The organism is Micromonospora sp. DT178 (assembly GCF_049841695.1).
GTDB lineage: Bacteria > Actinomycetota > Actinomycetes > Mycobacteriales > Micromonosporaceae > Micromonospora.
Genome location: NZ_JBNCKV010000001.1, coordinates 314,317 through 331,303, shown reverse-complemented (window position 1 = coordinate 331,303; position 16,987 = coordinate 314,317). Strand labels below are relative to the sequence as shown.

Sequence of the window (16,987 nt, the reverse complement as noted above, 5' to 3'; positions counted from 1 at the left end):
TTTTCCGGCCGCCCCGGCGGCCGGGTCCCGGGCGCGGCGGCTCAGCCCGGGTCGGTCAGGTGGGTCCGGGTCGCGGTGAGCAGCTCCACCAGCTCGGCGCCGTCGGCCGCGCCGAGCGCCGCGAACGCCGGCGAGGCCAGCCGGTCGGTCACCGCCTCGGCCCAGAGCCGCCGCCGGACCAGCGGCCCGACCGGCGGGTACGGCGGCGGCCAGCCGCAGGCGACCGCGCCCGCCTCCCCCTCCGGCCCGGCGAGCACGGCCTCCAGCGGGGTCATCCCGCTGGCCCGGACCGCGATCAGGTGGGCCCCGGCGAAGTACTCCCGGAGCAGGCGCAGGCCGACGGCCGCCCGGGCACCGGCCGTCCGGACCGGCACCGGCATGGCGCGCCAGGCGGCGAAGAGCGGCATGCCGCTGGCGTCCGCGGCGTCGACCGCGCGGCTGAGCAGGGCGGCGAGCCGGCTCACCCCGGCGAGGGCGTCGAGCCGCTCCTCGCCCCACCGGCAGCACTCGACCAGGGTGGCGGCGGCCACCTCGACCGGCGGGACGACCCGGCGGGCCGCGTCCCAGCCGTCGGCGACCGCTTCGGGGGCCAGGAAGCCGAGGGCGGCGGCGACCGTCTCGGCGCGGACGTCCCCGAGGGCACCGGCCCGCCCGGTGACGTAGAACGCCCAGCCGGAGATGCCGAGCAGCCGCGCCCGACGCAGGGTGGTCGGGCAGCGGGTGAAGACGTCGCCGAGTTCCAGCACGACGGGCTTGCTGGCCGCGGCGACCTGTTCCGGCGTCATCCGCGCACTCCCCGTCCGTCCACAGGGGTCAGTCTGCCGCGCCGTCGTCCGACTCGGCATCCCCCTCTTCGGCGTCGAGGGCCTCCACCGCCGCCTCGACCTCGCCGGCGCGGCGGCGCGCGGCCGTCACCACCCGTTCCGCCCCGCGCCGCGCCAGCCTCGCCCGGCTCAGGTCCTGCTCGGCGACGGCCCGGCGCCGCTCCAGCTCGGCCAGTTCCGCCTCGATCGCGTCCAGGGCGCCGGCGCCGTCGCGCTCGGCCGCCGTCGCGCCGGCCAGCTCCGCCTCGGCGCGTTCCTGGTCGGTACGCGCCCTGGCCAGCTCCTTCTCCAGCGCCCGCCGTCGGCGCGCCCGCTCCGCCCGGGCGGCCCGTTCCGCCTGCTCGGCGCGGAGCGCGGCCCGGTCGGCGCCGCCCCGCTGCTTCCCGGTCGGCTCGGGCGGGGGCGCCGGTTCCGGCTCCTCCCCACCGGTCACCAGCCGCAGCTGGGGGCGGGGCACCTCGCCGAAGCCGGCGTAGGTGGCGGCCCGCAGCAGCCGACCGGAGCGGACCTGTTCGGCGACGTCGGTGTCGGCGAGCGCGGCGTTGAGGGTGGCCTCCACCTCGGCCAGCGGCAGCTTCCCGGCCGACGGGGCCCCCTCGGCCCCGGCCGCCAGCTTGCGCACCTCGGCGACGAGCGCGCCGACCACCGCCCGCCGCTGGGTGGAGAGTTCCCGCAGCCGGGGCCCGCGCAGCTCGCGTTGGGCGGTGCGCAGCGCCTCGGCGAGCTGGGCCAGGTCGGCGACCAGCTCGGGGCGGCGGATGGCGAGCAGGTTGACCAGCCAGGCGGCCACGGTGGGCCGGCGCAGTCGGGCGATCTCCCGGGCGGCCTTCGGATCGCCGGCGCGGCGGGCCTCGGCGACGGCCTCGTCGCGGATCGCGACGAACCGGTCCGGCGGGGTCGTGTAGAGCCGGTGCACCAGCTCTCGGGGCGGGCCGGGCATCGCCGTCAGGCGTCGACCCGGGTGCCCGGCTCGAGCCGGCGGTAATCCACGTCGGACAGCCGGGCGAAGTTGCCGTTGAGCACGTTGAGCCCGTTGTCGTTGAGCAGCCCGTCGTGCAGCGCGTACGCCCGGCGCGGGGCGACGGCCCGGAGGAAGTCCAGCGACTCGGAGAACTTCGTCCACGGGGCGTGGATCGGCAGGAAGAGCGTGTCGACCTGCGCGTCCTCGGGGACGACGAGGCTGTCCCCGGGGTGGTAGACGACATCGTTCAGCAGGTACGCCAGGTTGTCGATCACCGGGATGTCGGGATGGATCACGGCGTGCCGGCCGCCGTGGGCGCGTACCGGCACGCCGGCGGCCGCGAACGACTGTCCGGGTCGGACCGCGTCGAGCGCCTCGGCGGCGTCGCCCAGGGTGCCGGCCAGCGACGCCGGGCCGTGGATGACGAACCGGCGCCGGTCGAGCTGCCGGGTGACCGCCTCGACGTCGAGGTGGTCGGGATGCTCGTGGGTGATCAGCACCGCGTCGACCCCGTCGAGCGCAGCCGCCTCGCTGAACACGCCCGGGTCGATGACCAGCACTCCCCCGTCGTGCTCCACCCGCAGGCAGGAGTGGGCGTACTTGGTGAGCTGCATCGTGACTCCAAGATTATCGAATCGTGATGTCCTCAGCGCAGTCTGCCGGAACCGACGTGGTGGCGCGTCACGTCTGAGGTATCGCCCCGCACGGGGGCGAGGACGATGGAGGCGGGATGGACGGACGGGAACGGCGACGTCGGGGCGTACGACTGACGGCCGCCGCGCTGGTGGCGCTGCTCGCGCTGGCGGGCTGCGGCAGCGACGCGGGCGACAACGCCGACAGCGCGCCGGCGGCGGCCCCGGCGAATCGGGACCGGGCCGGCGGCGCGGCGGACCAGGCGGGCGGCGCGGCCGAGAAGGGCGGCGACTCGGCCGCGAAGGGCGGCGGCAAGGCCGAGCAGGGCAGCGGCGCCGGCGCACCGGACCTGCGGGTCGACCAGCGCTCCATCATCTACACCGGCACGATGCGCGTGCAGGTGGACGATGTGGACGCGGCGGCGCGGAGTGCGATCGCCGCCGTCACGGCGGCCGGCGGTTTCGTCGGCGGTGACCAGCGGCGCAGCGCCGACGCGGACGCGCGGGCCGAGCTGGAGCTGCGGGTGCCGGCGGCGAAGTTCCACGGCATCGTCGACGAGCTGGCGAAGCTGGGCCGGCAGCAGCGGCGGGAGATCCGCACGGAGGACGTCACCGAGCAGATGGTCGACCTGGACGCGCGGATCACCACCCAGCGCGCCCGGGTGGAGAGCGCCCGCCGGCTGCTGGCCCGGGCCACCTCGATCAGCGACCTCGTGTCGCTGGAGAACGAGCTGTCCCGCCGGGAGGCCGACCTCGCCTCGCTGGAGGCGAAGAAGGAGCGGCTGGCGGACCTGACCAGCCTGTCGACGATCACCGTGTCGCTGGTCGGCCCGGACGCGAGCACCGCCGACGAGGAGACCGAGGTCGGCTTCCTGGTGGGGCTTGAGGGCGGCTGGAAGGTCTTCCTGACCTCCATGACCATCCTGTTGACGGTGCTGGGTGCGGTGCTGCCGTGGCTGCTGGCGATCGGCGTACCGCTGACGGTGCTGCTGGTGGTGCTGCGCCGGCGGCGGCGCACGGCCCCGCGGCCGATGACGCCGGCCGGACCGGCCGCGCCGCTGCCGCCTACCGCGCCGCCGTCAGTGCCCGCAGCGCGGTCTGGACCATGAGTCGTACGCCGACCGGGATGGCCCGTTCGTCCACGTCGAACGAGGCCCGGTGCAGGTCCACGTTCGGGCCGGAGCGGCCGACGCCCAGCCGGGCGAGCGCGCCGGGGACGTACTCCAGGTACCAGGAGAAGTCCTCGCCGCCCATGCTCTGCGGGGTCTCGGCGACGCCCTCCGGCCCGAGCGCGGCGACGGTGGCGGCGGTCAGGACCTGGATGGCCCGGGAGTCGTTGCACACCGGCGGGCGGCCCCGCAGGTATTCCAGGTCGACCGTGGCACCGGTCGGGGCGACGACGTCGCGCACCACCTGACCCACGATCTTGGGGGCCAGCTCCCAGGTGTCGCGGTCCATCACCCGCAGGGTGCCGGAGGCGCACGCCTCGGAGGGGATGACGTTGTAACGGGTGCCGGCCGAGGCGTGGCCGAAGACCAGCAGCAGCCCGCTGTTGGCCGGCACCCGGCGGCTGACCAGGGCCGGCACCTCGGTGATCAGGCGGCCCAGCGCGTCGACCAGGTCGACGGTCAGGTGCGGGCGGGCGGTGTGCCCGCCCGGGCCGGTGAGCCGGACGGTGACGTTGTCGGCGGCGGCGGTGATCGGGCCGACCCGCAGGCCGATCTGCCCGACCGGCAGGTTCGGGTCGCAGTGCAGCGCGAAGATCTGCACCACGTCGTCCAGGCCGCCGGCCTCGATGACCTCCAGCGAGCCGCAGGGCAGGATCTCCTCGGCGGGCTGGAAGATCAGCCGGACCCGACCGGGCAGCTCGCCGAGGTCGGCGAGCTGGGCCAGCAGCATGCCGACGCCGAGCATCACGGTGGTGTGCACGTCGTGACCGCAGGCATGGCAGACGCCGTCCACCGTGGAGCGGTACGGCACGTCCTTCGAGTCGGTCAGCGGCAGGGCGTCGATGTCGGCGCGCAGCGCGACCACCGGACCGTCGGGGCGGCCGTCGATGTCGCAGATGACCCCGTTGCCCTTCGGCAGCAGCCGCGGCCTCAGCCCGGCCAGGGTGAGCTCCCGGGCGATCAGGGCGGCCGTCTCGAACTCCTCGCCGGAGAGCTCCGGGTGCGAGTGGAGGTGGCGACGGGTGGCGATCAGCCCGGGCACCCGGAGGGCGAGCAGGTGGTCCAGCTCGAACGGCAGGGGCTGGGACCCGGACGGCGCCTCCGGCCAGGACGACGCCAGCTGGTTGCCGGTGGGCAGCGTCAACGCACTCGTCACGTCGAATTCTCGTTCGCTAGAGATGGATGGATCATCAGGAACAGCAGACAGCCTAGACCTCCGACGGTGACGCTGGGCAACCTCGTTCCGGTAGTGGTCGGACCGCACAGCGTCACGTATGCCCTGCTCGGAGCGCTCGCAGATCTGCGGGACAGCAGGTAGATCGCGGTCGAACGCCGTCATCTGCCCCACACCTCCTACAACGCGTAACCGGACCGGCGGTCCCGAAAATCGGTGTCGATCTCGAGGACCGTCGTTCCGAATTGTCGCATTAGTCGGTCAGGTGAACTGACACTCCGACAATTACCCGACCACAGCCCGACCGCGGGCACCCGAGACGGTCACACGCTCCGTCCCCGACCAACCGCACACCGTGTGCGTCCACGTCCACCCGGTCGGGTTACCCCCGAACCCGTCCGGCACACGCCTCGGCCGGTGGGCCACGGCGCTCCGCGTCGCGCGCCGAGCCCTCCGGCGGCGTCGCCGGGGCCCGCTCCGCGCGTCTGCCGCCGCCGGTCGGCGGCAGCTCCTCCTCCGACTGTAGCGCTCCGCCCGCACGCCCGCGACCAGCGAAAACACCCCGTGGGCCGGTCGTTACCGGCACGTGGGCCGGCCGGTTACGACGCGGGAGGCGAAGATCGGTCGCACCGCTGCCGCGTCGTCCCGGACCGTCGCCGCGTCGTTCCGGACCGCCGCCGACAGCGAAACCGCCGCCGACAGGGCGGACCGATGCCGACGGCCGCCCGCCCCGGCGCGGCGGGAGATCGGGCGGCCGTCGGACGGGATGATCAGAACCGGTCGGTCGGGCGGTAGAGCCCCCACACCTGGCGCAGGGTGCCGCAGACCTCGCCCACGGTGGCGCGGGCCCGCAGCGCCTCCTTCATCGGGTAGAGCACGTTCTCGGTGCCCTCCGCGGCGGCGCGCAGCTCGGCCAGCCCCCGCTCGACCGCCCCGGCGTCCCGCTCGGCACGCAGCCGGGCCAGCCGCTCGGCCTGCGCCGCCTCGATCGTCGGGTCGACCCGCAGCGGCTCGTACGGCTCCTCCTCGTCGACGGTGAACCGGTTGAGGCCCACCACCACCCGCTCGCCGGAGTCGATCTCCTGCGCGATCCGGTAGGCGGACTGCTCGATCTCCCGCTTCTGGAAGCCCGCCTCGATGGCGTCGACCGCCGAGCCGTGGTCGGCCACCCGCTCCATCAGCTCGGTCGCCGCCGCCTCGATCTCGGCGGTCATCGCCTCCACCACGTACGAGCCCGCGAACGGGTCGACGGTGGCGGTCAGGTCCGTCTCGTAGGCCAGCACCTGCTGGGTGCGCAGCGCCAGCCGGGCCGCCTTCTCGGTGGGCAGCGCGATCGCCTCGTCGAAGCTGTTGGTGTGCAGCGACTGGGTGCCGCCGAGCACCGCGCCGAGGCCCTGCACCGCCACCCGGACCAGGTTGACCTCCGGCTGCTGGGCGGTGAGCTGCACACCCGCCGTCTGGGTGTGGAAGCGCAGCATCATCGACTTCGGGTTCTTGGCGCCGAAGTCGTCGCGCATCAGCCGGGCCCAGATCCGGCGGGCGGCCCGGAACTTGGCCACCTCCTCCAGCAGGGTGGTGCGGGCGACGAAGAAGAACGACAGCCGGGGCGCGAAGTCGTCCACGGCCAGCCCGGCCTCCAGCGCGGCCCGGACGTACTCGACGCCGTTGGCCAGGGTGAACGCGATCTCCTGCGCGGGCGACGCGCCGGCCTCGGCCATGTGGTAGCCGGAGATGGAGATGGTGTTCCACTTCGGCACCTCCTTGCGGCAGTAGCCGAAGGTGTCGGCGACCAGCCGCAGCGAGGGCTTCGGCGGGAAGATGTACGTCCCGCGGGCGATGTACTCCTTCAGGATGTCGTTCTGGATCGTGCCGTTGAGGGCCGCGCCGGGAACGCCGGTCTCCTCGGCCACCAGCTGGTAGAGCAGGAGCAGCACCGAGCCGGGCGCGTTGATGGTCATCGACGTCGAGACCTTGTCGAGCGGGATGCCGTCGAAGAGCAGCCGCATGTCGTCGATCGAGTCGATGGCCACCCCGACCTTGCCCACCTCGCCGTGCGCGATCGGGTCGTCGGAGTCGTAGCCCATCTGCGTGGGCAGGTCGAAGGCCACGGAGAGACCCATCGTGCCGGCCCGCAACAACTGGTGGTACCGCGCGTTGGACTCGGTGGCGGTGCCGAAACCGGCGTACTGGCGCATGGTCCAGGGGCGGGAGGTGTACATGGTGGGATAGACCCCGCGCGCGTACGGGAACTCGCCCGGGCCGCCGAGCCGGGAGTCCAGGTCCTCCGGAAGGTCCGCCGCCGTGTAGACGCCCTTGATCGGGAAACCGGACTCGCTTGACCGCGGTTCGCTCATTAGCGGATGGTAGGACGCGCGACGGCGTCGGCGGGTGAGGGATACCACACACCGGTCGACGGACATCGACGAGAGGTGAACGTTCGGGTACGTACTGTCCAGTTCGGTAAACGTCCGCCGCGTCGGGTTTCGCATCGGGCGTCGGAACCAGCAAGATAGGGGGGTTGTGTCCCAGCCCCCCTCGAATTCCCCCGGTGGCTTTTCTGTGACTCAGATCCCGACGTGGAGCGGCGGACCAGTCAGTCCCCCCAACGGACGCGCGACGCCCGGCACGACGATCGGTGGCCGTTACTCGCTGCGTTCGGCGGTGGGCAACGGCGGCATGGGCACGGTCTGGCGTGCCACGGACACACTCCTGCGGCGGGACGTGGCCGTCAAGGAGGTCGTCCTGCCCCCGGGGCTGGCCCCGAGCGACCGCGACGCCATGTACGAGCGCACCCTGCGCGAGGCCCGCGCCGCCGCCGCGATCCAGCACCCGGCCGTCGTCCAGGTCTACGACGTGGTCACCGAGGGCGGCCGGCCGTGGATCGTGATGGAGCTGCTCGACGCCCGCAGCCTCGCCGACATGGTGATCGAGGACGGGCCGGTCGCGCAGCGGGTGGTCGCCAAGATCGGCATCGCGCTGCTCGGCGCGCTGGAGGTGGCGCACGCGATCGGCGTGCTGCACCGCGACGTCAAGCCGGCCAACGTGCTGATCTGCGCCGACGGGCGCTGCGTGCTCACCGACTTCGGCGTGGCCCGGATGCCCACCGATGTGCAGCTCACCACCCCCGGGATGGTGCTCGGCTCGCCGCACTTCATCTCCCCCGAGCGGGCGATGGGCCAGGAGTTCGGCCCGCCGAGCGACCTCTTCTCGCTGGGCGTCACGCTCTACACGGCGGTGGAGGGGCGGCCCCCGTTCGACAAGGGCGACCCGATCGAGACCATGCACGCCGTGGTCGAGGACCCGCCCGCCCCGCCGCAGCGCAGCGGGCCGCTGGCCCGGGTGCTGATGGGCCTGCTGGAGAAGGACCCGGCCCGCCGCCTCGACGTGCACACCGCCCGGGCCATGCTGCGCGAGCTGCTCGCCGGCCCGCTGACCAGCAACGCCGCCGCGGTGAACTCGGTGACCGACCCCTACTCGGTGGTGCCGGTGCAGCGGCCCGTGCCGACCCCGCCGGCCGCCGCGCCGGAGCAGCCGAAGCCGAGCGGGCAGATCGGCGGGCGGGCGATGCTCAATCCCGGCGAGTCGCTCACCGACCGGCTGGCGGCACTGCGCCGGGGCGAGCGCCCCGCGCAGGCCGCGCTCCCCGCCGGCCCCGCCGCGATGGAGGACACCAACGCCGACGCCCTGGCCGGGCCGCTGCACACCCCCACCGGCGCGATGCCGGCGCCGAGCGGGTCCACGCCGGCCGGCCGCACCTACGGCGGCGCCGAGACGACCCAGCGGATGGCGTCCGGCGGGTCGGACGCCACCCAGCAGCTGCGGACCAACGCCGCCGGCCTGGTCGGCTTCAGCGGCCCGACCGAGGCGACCCAGCGGGTGAAGGCGGGCCCGCCCACCTTCGGCACCCCGCCGGAGGCCACCCAGCGGGTGAGCGCCGGAACTCCCGTCTTCGGCGCACCGCCGCCGGAGGCGACCCAGCAACTCGGCGGGACGTACGGCGGCGGCCAGTGGTCGGTGCCGGGCACCGGGCAGCCGTGGGCGACTCCCGCCACCGCGCCCGCCACGAGCGGCTCGGGCGGCGGCATCGGCGGTCGGGTCGGCGCCGTCGGCAACCAGCTCGTCGGCACGGTCAAGGGCTGGCCGCGCAAGATGCAGCTCGCCGCCGCGGGCGGCCTGGCCGTGCTGCTGCTGATCGGGGCGGTCGTCCTGTTCACCGGCGGCGACGACCCGGCGCCGACCGTCCCGCAGGCCGCTCCGACCTCGCAGGCCCCGGCCGCCGGCGTACCCGAGATGAAGGAGCACGCCGGCAAGGGCGTGCGGGTCATGGTGCCGCAGAGCTGGGAAATCAAGAGCGCCGGCAACTGGGTGGACTACGTCGACCCGGAGGACGAGGGCCGCAAGGTCCGGATCCTGGTGGAGGACTTCCGCACCAACTCGATGCGCTGGGCCGAGGTCGCCGAGGACGGCCTGAAGAACCGCTCCAAGTCCTGCGCCAAGCCGTACGCCCAGCTCGCCATGAACGAGGTGCAGTGGGTCGGCAAGTCGGCGGCCGAGTTCGAGTACACCTGCGGCGAGGGCGAGGCCAAGCGGCACGGCGTGTGGCGCGGCGTGGTCCACGAGGGCAAGGTCTACTCGTTCTATCTCACCTCGACCGACGCGAAGTTCGCCGACAGCAGGCCGATCTTCGACGAGATGGTGAAGTCGTTCCAGCTCACCGAGGCCGGCTGAGCCCCGGGGGAAGCGCGGTGGTGATCCGCCGGCGTGCTATCAAGAGACATGCCGGCGGAAACCACTGACATCGACGACATTCGCGAGCAAGCGCGGCGCTGGCTCGACGACGATCCCGACCCGGCCAGCCGGGAGGAGCTGCGGGCGGTGCTCGACCGCCTGCCGGCGAGCGCCCCGGAACTGGCCGACCGGTTCGCCGGGCCGCTGACCTTCGGCACCGCCGGGCTGCGCGGCCCGCTGCGCGCCGGCCCCAACGGGATGAACCTCGCGGTGGTCACCCAGGCCGCCGCCGGGCTGGTCGGCTGGCTCGCCGCCCAGGGCGGCACCGGCCCGCTGGTGATCGGGTACGACGCCCGGCACGGCTCCCGCGAGTTCGCCGAGCGCACCGCCCAGGTCGCCACCGGCGCGGGACGCCCGGCGCTGCTGCTGCCCCGCCCGCTGCCCACCCCCGTGCTCGCCTACGCGGTGCGCCACCTCGGGGCGGTCGCCGGGGTGATGGTGACCGCCAGCCACAACCCGCCGCAGGACAACGGCTACAAGGTCTACCTCGGCGCGGAGCTGGGCGGGACGCTCGGCGCGGGCGCCCAGATCGTGCCGCCGGCGGACGCCGGCATCGAGGCCGCGATCCGGTCGGTCGGGCCGCTGGCCGAGGTGCCGCTGGGGCCGGCCGGGCAGGTGCTCGGCGACGACCTGGTGGCCTCCTACGTGGAGCGGGCCACCGCCGTGATCGACCCGGACGGGTCGCGTGACCTGGCGGTGGCGTACACGCCGCTGCACGGGGTGGGTGCGGCGGTGCTCACCGCGGCGTTCGCCCGGGCGGGCTTCCCCGTGCCCGGTGTGGTGCCTGAGCAGGCCGAGCCGGACCCGGCGTTCCCGACCGTCTCCTTCCCCAACCCGGAGGAGCCGGGGGCCGTGGACCGGCTGGTCGCGCTGGCCGAGGCGACCGGCGCGGACATCGCCATCGCCAACGACCCGGACGCGGACCGCTGCGCCGTGGCCGTGCGGGACACCGGTCCGGCGGCGGGTACGGGGGCGGAGGTCGCCGGCCCGGCCCAGCCCGACGGGAACCCGCCCGGCTGGCGGATGCTGCGCGGCGACGAGGTGGGCGTGCTGCTGGCCGACCATCTCATGCGGCGCGGCGTGACCGGCCTGTACGCCACCACCATCGTGTCGTCGTCCCTGCTGCGGGCGATGTGCGCCGCCCGTGGCCTGCCGTACGACGAGACGCTGACCGGGTTCAAGTGGATCGTCCGGGCCGGCGGCGGGGCCGAGCCGCTGGTCTTCGGCTACGAGGAGGCGCTCGGCTACTGCGTCGCCCCCGAGCACGTACGCGACAAGGACGGCATCACCGCCGCGCTGACCGTGGCGGAGCTGGCCGCCGGGCTCAAGGCACGGGGGCGCACCCTGACCGACCGGCTGGACGAGCTGGCCGCCGAGTTCGGCGTGCACCACACCGACCAGCTCTCGGTGCGGGTGGACGACCTGCGGGAGATCGCCGCCGCGATGGCCCGGATCCGGGCCGCCACCCCGACGACGCTGCTCGGGCAGCCGGTCACCGAGGCGCAGGACCTGCTCCCCGAGGCGGACGTGGTGATCCTGCGTACCGGCGCCGCCCGGGTGGTGATCCGCCCCTCGGGCACCGAACCGAAGCTCAAGGCCTACCTGGAGGTGGTGGAGCCGGTGGCGGACGGCGACGTAGCCGCGGCCCGCACCCGCGCCACCGAGGCGGTCGCCACCCTCCGCACCGAAATGGCCAACGCCCTGGGCCTCTGACCCCCAACCCCACCAACCCACACCCCACCCCGGCCCCACCCCGCCTCCCTGCCCTGTTGATCAAGAGGTTTGCGTTAGGGAATGCGTCTTTCCAGGACGTAAACCTCTTGATCGACAGGAGTCAGCGACCCGCCGTGGTCGGAGTCAGCGACGCGCCGTGGTCGGGGACCAGCGCTTGTGGTGGCCCGGGGCCGGGGCGGCAGCCGCCAGCAGTCGGTGGGCGGAGGGGGTGGGTCCAGCCGGGGGTGGGTCAGCGGCGGGGGCCCAGGGCGGCGTCGACGGCGCTGCCGAGGGCGGCCACGACGAGGCCGACCGAGGGGCGGACCATGGAGTCGTCCAGGCTGACGGTGCCGGAGAAGCCGGACCCGCCGGCGATCTCCTCCAGCCGCTGCCGGGCCTCCCGCGCCGCGTCACCGGTCAGGCCGAGCGCCGGCTCCATCCGCAGCACCGCGACCAGGGTCGCCAGGGCCGCCGTCCGCTCGTCGGGCAGTTCGCCGCTGGCCAGCGCCTCGGCGAGCCGGCGTCGGGTGTCCGCCTCGACGGCGGGGTCCACCGTCGGGTAGCGGTGCACGTGGATGAAGCCCAGCTCGGTCTCGTCGACGTCGCGCACGACACCCTGGGCGCACAGGTCACCGAGGATCTTGTCGCGCAGGCCGTGCCGCAGCCGTTGCACCCAGGACGAGGGGCTGTGCGGCGTGTCGGCGGCCATGCGGGCGAGGACCCCGTCGACGAGCGGCTCGCCGGTGGGCGTCGGGTCGACCACCGTCAGGGACCCCTCGGAGTACACGATCCGGCCGGCCAGGGCCAGTTCGATCAGCACCGCGGCGGCCATCCCCAGGTCGAGGCTGATCCGCGGCATGGTCGCCTTGCCGGTCTCGTCGTCGTACGCGAGGAGAAGCAGCTCTTCGGCGAGCGCAACACCAGTCATGGCCGGAGACGGTAGCGGCTGCGCGCATCCCGCGCACGGACTCGCGCACGGATTCACGCGCAGCCGCGCGACGGACCTCAGAAGCGGGGCATGCCACCGAACTGGCGGTCGCCGGCGTCGCCGAGCCCCGGCACGATGAACATGCGGTCGTTGAGCCCCTCGTCGATCGAGGCGGTGACCAGGCGCAGCGGCAGGCCGGAGCGCTCCAGCCGCTCGATGCCGACGGGCGCGGCGAGCACGCAGAGCACGGTGATGTCGGTGCAGCCGCGGTCGGCCAGCAGCCGGCAGCAGTGCTCCAGCGAGCCGCCGGTGGCGAGCATCGGGTCGAGCACCAGCACCGGCAGGCCGCTGAGGTCACGCGGCAGCGACTCCATGTAGGCGCGCGGTTCGTACGTCTCCTCGTCGCGGGCCAGGCCGACGAAGCCCATCGAGGACTCCGGCAGCAGGCCGAGCGCGGCGTCGGCCATGCCCAGGCCGGCCCGCAGCACCGGCACGAGCAGCGGCGGGTTGGCCAGCCGGGTGCCCTCGGTGCCGGTGACGGGGGTCTGCACCGGGTACTTCTCGACGGGGAACGAGCGCGCGGCCTCGTACACCAGCATGGTGGTGAGTTCGTGCAGCGCCGCCCGGAACGAGGAGGAGTCGGTGCGCGCGTCCCGCATGGCGGTCAGCCGCGACTGGGCGAGCGGATGGTCAATGACGTGTACGTCCACGATCGCTCAACCTACCGGTCCACCCGTCGCGGCACTGCGGGTGCGGCCGGACGGGCGACCTCGCTCACCACCGCGCCGCCGACGGTGCGGTGACCAAGATCACTCCTCGGCCGGGTGCGTAGACTTCGGGGCATGACGGCGACAGCGACGTCGGCCCGGTCGGAGCTCTCCGAGTTGGGACGATCCGAGACCGCTCTGCGGACCTTCCTGCACGGCCTGCCCGGCGTGGACCAGGTCGGCGCGGAGCAGCGGGCGGCACAGCTCGGCACCCGCTCCATCAAGACCACCGCCAAGGCCCAGGCCATCGACCTGGCGATCCGGATGGTCGACCTGACCACCCTCGAAGGGGCGGACACCCCGGGCAAGGTGCGGGCCCTCGCGGCCAAGGCGCTGCGCCCCGATCCGGCCGACCCGTCCTGCCCGCACGTGGGCGCGGTCTGCGTCTACCCCTCGATGGTGCCCCACGTGGCCGAGGTGCTGCGCGGCTCGGGCGTGCACCTGGCCAGCGTGGCGACCGCCTTCCCGTCGGGCCAGGCCCCGTTGGAGGTCAAGCTCGCCGACACCCGGGCCGCCGTGGCGGCCGGCGCCGACGAGATCGACATGGTGATCAACCGGGGCGCGTTCCTCGCCGGCCGCTACCAGGAGGTCTACGACGAGATCGTGGCCACCAAGGAGGCCTGCGGGGATGCCCACCTCAAGGTCATCCTGGAGACCGGCGAGCTGGCGACGTACGACAACGTGCGGCGCGCCTCCTGGCTGGCGATGCTGGCCGGCGGCGACTTCATCAAGACCTCCACCGGCAAGGTCCCCGTCGCGGCCACCCTGCCGGTGACCCTGGTGATGCTGGAGGCGGTGCGCGACTTCCGGGCCGCCACCGGGCGGCAGGTCGGCGTGAAGCCGGCCGGCGGCATCAAGACCACCAAGGACGCGATCAAGTACCTGGTGATGGTCAACGAGACCGTCGGCCCGGACTGGCTGGACCCGGACTGGTTCCGGTTCGGCGCGTCCAGCCTGCTCAACGACCTGCTCATGCAGCGCACCAAGCTGACGACCGGCACCTACTCCGGTCCCGACTACTTCACCCTGGACTGAGAGCCGATGTTCGAATACGCACCCGCCCCCGAGTCCCGCTCGGTGGTGGACCTCAAGGCCTCCTACGGGCTCTTCGTCGACGGTGAGTTCGTCGACCCCACCGACGGCGGCACGTTCAAGACGGTCAACCCCGCCTCCGAGGAGGTGCTCGCCGAGGTCGCCGAGGCCGGCGCACAGGACGTGGAGCGCGCCGTCCGCGCCGCCCGCCAGGCGTACGAGAAGGTCTGGGGCCCGATGTCGGGCCGGGACCGGGCGAAGTACCTCTTCCGGATCGCCCGGATCATCCAGGAGCGCTCCCGCGAGCTGGCCGTGCTGGAGTCCCTGGACAACGGCAAGCCGATCAAGGAGTCGCGCGACGTCGACCTGCCCCTGGTCGCCGCGCACTTCTTCTACTACGCCGGCTGGGCCGACAAGCTCCCGTACGCCGGCTTCGGCCCCGAGCCGAAGCCGCTGGGCGTGGCCGCGCAGGTCATCCCGTGGAACTTCCCGCTGCTGATGCTGGCGTGGAAGATCGCGCCGGCGCTGGCCGCCGGCAACACGGTGGTGCTGAAGCCGGCCGAGACGACCCCGCTGACCGCGCTGCTCTTCGCCGAGATCTGCCAGCAGGCCGACCTGCCCGCCGGCGTGGTCAACATCGTCACGGGCGCGGGCGAGACCGGCCGCGCGCTGGTCGAGCACCAGGGCGTGGACAAGGTCGCCTTCACCGGTTCGACCGAGGTGGGCCGGGCCATCGCCCGCGCCGTGGCCGGCACCCGCAAGAAGCTCACCCTGGAGCTGGGCGGCAAGGCGGCCAACATCGTCTTCGACGACGCCCCCGTCGACCAGGCGGTCGAGGGCATCGTCAACGGGATCTTCTTCAACCAGGGGCACGTCTGCTGCGCCGGCTCCCGGCTGCTGATCCAGGAGAACGTCGCCGATCGGGTGCTGGAGTCGCTGAAGCGGCGGATGGCCCAGCTGCGCGTCGGCGACCCGCTCGACAAGAACACCGACATCGGCGCGATCAACTCGGCCGCGCAGCTGGCGCGGATCCGGGAGCTGTCCGACGCCGGCTCCGCCGAGGGCGCCGAGCGCTGGTCGCCGCCGTGCGAGCTGCCGGAGCGCGGCTTCTGGTTCGCGCCGACGATCTTCACCGGGGTCACCCAGGCGCACCGGATCGCCCGCGAGGAGATCTTCGGCCCGGTGCTGTCCGTGCTGACGTTCCGCACCCCGGCGGAGGCCGTCGAGAAGGCCAACAACACGCCGTACGGGCTGTCGGCCGGGATCTGGACCGACAAGGGCTCCCGGATCCTGTGGATGGCCGACCGGCTGCGCGCCGGCGTCGTCTGGGCCAACACGTTCAACAAGTTCGACCCCACCTCGCCGTTCGGCGGCTACAAGGAGTCGGGCTACGGTCGCGAGGGCGGCCGGCACGGGCTGGAGGGCTACCTCAATGTCTGAGCGGGTCGCGGTACGCAAGACGTACAAGCTCTTCATCGGCGGGAAGTTCCCGCGCAGCGAGTCGGGACGGTCGTATCTCGTGCAAAGCGGCAACGGTGACGCAGTGAATGTGTCTCTTGCTTCTCGGAAGGACGCGCGGGACGCCGTCGTCGCCGCCCGCGCCGCCGTGAAGGGCTGGGCCGGGGCGACCGCGTACAACCGGGGTCAGATCCTCTACCGGGTCGCCGAGATGCTGGAGGGCCGGCGCGAGCAGTTCGTCGCCCTCGGCGTGCCCGGCGACGAGGTTGACGCGGCCGTGGACCGCTGGGTCTGGTACGCCGGCTGGTCCGACAAGCTCCCCCAGGTGTACGGCGGCGCCAACCCGGTCGCCGGGCCGTACTTCAACCTGTCGGCGCCCGAGCCGACCGGCGTGGTGGCCGTGGTCGCCCCCGAGTCCCCGGCGCTGCTCGGCCTGGTCAGCGTGATCGCCCCGGCGATCGTCACCGGCAACACGGTGGTGGTGGCTACCTCGCCGACGCAGCCCCTGGCGGCGGTGACCCTGGCGGAGGTGCTCGCCACCTCCGACCTGCCCGGCGGCGTGGTCAACCTGCTCACCGGCCGGATCGCCGAGACCGTGCCGGCGCTGGCCGCCCACATGGACGTCAACGCCATCGACCTGACCGGGGTGGCCGACGCCGAGTTGGCGACGGAGCTGGAGATCAAGGCGGCGCAGAACCTCAAGCGGGTGCTCCGACCGGCCCCGGCCGATCACGACTGGTCCGCCGACCCGGGCATCACCCGGATGACCACGCTGCTGGAGACGAAGACGGTCTGGCACCCCAAGGGGGTGTGACTGTTCTGTCCTGGGGTTTTCCGGGGAGCCCCGCCCGCTCCGGGCGGTCAGGCTTGATCCCTGCGCGGGCGGGGCTCCCCCGGAAAACCGTCCGTGGACAGGTTCGTGGGGAAGCTCAGCTCCGGGGCGCTGCCTCGGGTGGGGCTCAGCTCAGGTGTGCTGCCTCGGGTGGGTTCAGCTCTGGGCGCTGCCTCGGGTGGCTGCGGTGGTGTGCGGGGCGGGGCGGGTCTACTACCGGGGGTAGGATTGCGGCGTGACTCGGCTTGGTGATCTCGAACGTGCGGTGATGGACGTCTTGTGGGACTCGGTCCCGGGCACGTCGGACGGGATCACCGTGCGCGAGGTCGCCGACGCGTTGGACGGCCGCGAGCTGGCGTACACGACGGTGATGACCGTGCTGGACCGGCTCGCCGGCAAGGACATGGTGCAGCGCGAGCGGGAGGGGCGGGCCTGGCGTTACCGGGCCGCCGCCAGCCGCGAGCAGTACATCGCCCAGCTCATGCTCGACGCCCTCGACCTCGGCGGCAGCCGGGACGCCGCGTTGGTGCGCTTCGCCCGCTCGGTGACCGGCACCGAGGCCGAGGTGCTGCGCGCCGCCCTCGGGGCCGAGGCCGAAGGGGCCGGGCACGACGGGGACGCGCTGACCGGTCGCGTCGAGGCGCCGTCGGTCGACGGGGTCGGCCGACCGACCCGGGCCGACAAGGCAGCGGACCGGTAGGGCGGCGGT

At 73.7% G+C, this 16,987-nt stretch carries 14 protein-coding genes; 7 read left to right on the top strand and 7 right to left on the bottom strand.

The genetic code is table 11. The features are described from left to right. Positions 1-41: 41 nt before the first annotated feature. Genes ACLQ22_RS01620 through ACLQ22_RS01610 form a run of 3 tightly spaced genes read right to left on the bottom strand, consistent with a single transcriptional unit; the run spans position 42 to position 2,399 of the window. Positions 42-785 (bottom strand): SCO6745 family protein, encoded by a 744-nt coding sequence (locus ACLQ22_RS01620; RefSeq protein ID WP_425690727.1) that lies wholly within the window; start codon positions 783-785, stop codon positions 42-44. Between the two features lie 28 nt (positions 786-813). Beyond that, complete coding sequence (locus ACLQ22_RS01615) at positions 814-1,764, bottom strand: hypothetical protein (protein ID WP_425690726.1); 951 nt, start codon at positions 1,762-1,764, stop codon at positions 814-816. 5 nt (positions 1,765-1,769) lie between these two features. Next, the gene (locus ACLQ22_RS01610) at positions 1,770-2,399 is read right to left on the bottom strand and encodes an MBL fold metallo-hydrolase (RefSeq protein WP_425690725.1); all 630 of its coding nucleotides are present in this window, start codon (positions 2,397-2,399) and stop codon (positions 1,770-1,772) included. 116 nt (positions 2,400-2,515) lie between these two features. Between ACLQ22_RS01610 and ACLQ22_RS01605 the strand changes: the two genes are divergently transcribed. Next, positions 2,516-3,526, top strand: a complete 1,011-nt coding sequence (locus ACLQ22_RS01605; protein WP_425690724.1) for a DUF4349 domain-containing protein — start codon at positions 2,516-2,518, stop codon at positions 3,524-3,526. Here ACLQ22_RS01605 and ACLQ22_RS01600 read toward each other — a convergent pair. Together ACLQ22_RS01600 and ACLQ22_RS01595 are read right to left on the bottom strand one after the other, a co-directional pair. Further along, the gene (locus ACLQ22_RS01600; protein WP_425690723.1) at positions 3,483-4,742 is read right to left on the bottom strand and encodes an amidohydrolase; all 1,260 of its coding nucleotides are present in this window, start codon (positions 4,740-4,742) and stop codon (positions 3,483-3,485) included. The genes ACLQ22_RS01605 and ACLQ22_RS01600 overlap by 44 nt on opposite strands. 788 nt (positions 4,743-5,530) lie before the next feature. Next, positions 5,531-7,114 carry an acyl-CoA mutase large subunit family protein gene (locus ACLQ22_RS01595; RefSeq protein ID WP_425690722.1) on the bottom strand — a complete coding sequence of 528 codons (1,584 nt, stop codon included), beginning with the start codon at positions 7,112-7,114 and terminating at the stop codon, positions 5,531-5,533. A gap of 205 nt (positions 7,115-7,319) precedes the next feature. Between ACLQ22_RS01595 and ACLQ22_RS01590 the strand changes: the two genes are divergently transcribed. Next, the gene (locus ACLQ22_RS01590) at positions 7,320-9,488 is read left to right on the top strand and encodes a protein kinase domain-containing protein (protein ID WP_425690721.1); all 2,169 of its coding nucleotides are present in this window, start codon (positions 7,320-7,322) and stop codon (positions 9,486-9,488) included. A 48-nt stretch (positions 9,489-9,536) separates the two neighbouring features. Then, positions 9,537-11,261, top strand: coding sequence for a phospho-sugar mutase (locus ACLQ22_RS01585; protein WP_425690720.1), 1,725 nt, complete (start codon positions 9,537-9,539; stop codon positions 11,259-11,261). Positions 11,262-11,511: 250 nt separating this feature from the next. On the opposite strand, the gene ACLQ22_RS01580 is transcribed toward ACLQ22_RS01585, so the two are convergent. Both ACLQ22_RS01580 and upp read right to left on the bottom strand, forming a co-directional pair. Further along, the gene (locus ACLQ22_RS01580) at positions 11,512-12,189 is read right to left on the bottom strand and encodes a GOLPH3/VPS74 family protein (protein WP_425690719.1); all 678 of its coding nucleotides are present in this window, start codon (positions 12,187-12,189) and stop codon (positions 11,512-11,514) included. Positions 12,190-12,266: 77 nt separating this feature from the next. After that, a complete protein-coding gene (gene upp / locus ACLQ22_RS01575; RefSeq protein WP_089002050.1) occupies positions 12,267-12,899 on the bottom strand; it encodes a uracil phosphoribosyltransferase in 633 nt (210 codons plus the stop codon). A gap of 132 nt (positions 12,900-13,031) precedes the next feature. On the opposite strand from upp, the gene deoC reads away from it, so the two are divergent. From deoC to ACLQ22_RS01555, 4 genes are all read left to right on the top strand, one after another. After that, positions 13,032-13,991 (top strand): deoxyribose-phosphate aldolase, encoded by a 960-nt coding sequence (deoC, locus tag ACLQ22_RS01570; RefSeq protein ID WP_425690718.1) that lies wholly within the window; start codon positions 13,032-13,034, stop codon positions 13,989-13,991. 6 nt (positions 13,992-13,997) lie between these two features. Then, positions 13,998-15,428 (top strand): aldehyde dehydrogenase family protein, encoded by a 1,431-nt coding sequence (locus ACLQ22_RS01565; RefSeq protein WP_425690717.1) that lies wholly within the window; start codon positions 13,998-14,000, stop codon positions 15,426-15,428. Beyond that, on the top strand, positions 15,421-16,260 hold the full coding sequence (locus ACLQ22_RS01560) for an aldehyde dehydrogenase family protein (protein WP_425690716.1): 840 nt from the start codon (positions 15,421-15,423) through the stop codon (positions 16,258-16,260). Before ACLQ22_RS01565 ends, ACLQ22_RS01560 begins: the two co-directional genes overlap by 8 nt. Positions 16,261-16,513: 253 nt before the next feature. After that, a complete protein-coding gene (locus ACLQ22_RS01555; protein WP_425690715.1) occupies positions 16,514-16,978 on the top strand; it encodes a BlaI/MecI/CopY family transcriptional regulator in 465 nt (154 codons plus the stop codon). Positions 16,979-16,987 lie beyond the last annotated feature (9 nt).

What these genes read in the sequence shown, in the direction of transcription:
- ACLQ22_RS01620 (WP_425690727.1), bottom strand. Translation starts at nt 785, where the DNA reads ATGACGCCGGAACAGGTCGCCGCGGCCAGCAAGCCCGTCGTGCTGGAA.
- ACLQ22_RS01615 (WP_425690726.1), bottom strand. Translation starts at nt 1,764, where the DNA reads ATGCCCGGCCCGCCCCGAGAGCTGGTGCACCGGCTCTACACGACCCCG.
- ACLQ22_RS01610 (WP_425690725.1), bottom strand. Translation starts at nt 2,399, where the DNA reads ATGCAGCTCACCAAGTACGCCCACTCCTGCCTGCGGGTGGAGCACGAC.
- ACLQ22_RS01605 (WP_425690724.1), top strand. Translation starts at nt 2,516, where the DNA reads ATGGACGGACGGGAACGGCGACGTCGGGGCGTACGACTGACGGCCGCC.
- ACLQ22_RS01595 (WP_425690722.1), bottom strand. Translation starts at nt 7,114, where the DNA reads ATGAGCGAACCGCGGTCAAGCGAGTCCGGTTTCCCGATCAAGGGCGTC.
- ACLQ22_RS01585 (WP_425690720.1), top strand. Translation starts at nt 9,537, where the DNA reads ATGCCGGCGGAAACCACTGACATCGACGACATTCGCGAGCAAGCGCGG.
- ACLQ22_RS01580 (WP_425690719.1), bottom strand. Translation starts at nt 12,189, where the DNA reads ATGACTGGTGTTGCGCTCGCCGAAGAGCTGCTTCTCCTCGCGTACGAC.
- deoC (WP_425690718.1), top strand. Translation starts at nt 13,032, where the DNA reads ATGACGGCGACAGCGACGTCGGCCCGGTCGGAGCTCTCCGAGTTGGGA.
- ACLQ22_RS01565 (WP_425690717.1), top strand. Translation starts at nt 13,998, where the DNA reads ATGTTCGAATACGCACCCGCCCCCGAGTCCCGCTCGGTGGTGGACCTC.
- ACLQ22_RS01560 (WP_425690716.1), top strand. Translation starts at nt 15,421, where the DNA reads ATGTCTGAGCGGGTCGCGGTACGCAAGACGTACAAGCTCTTCATCGGC.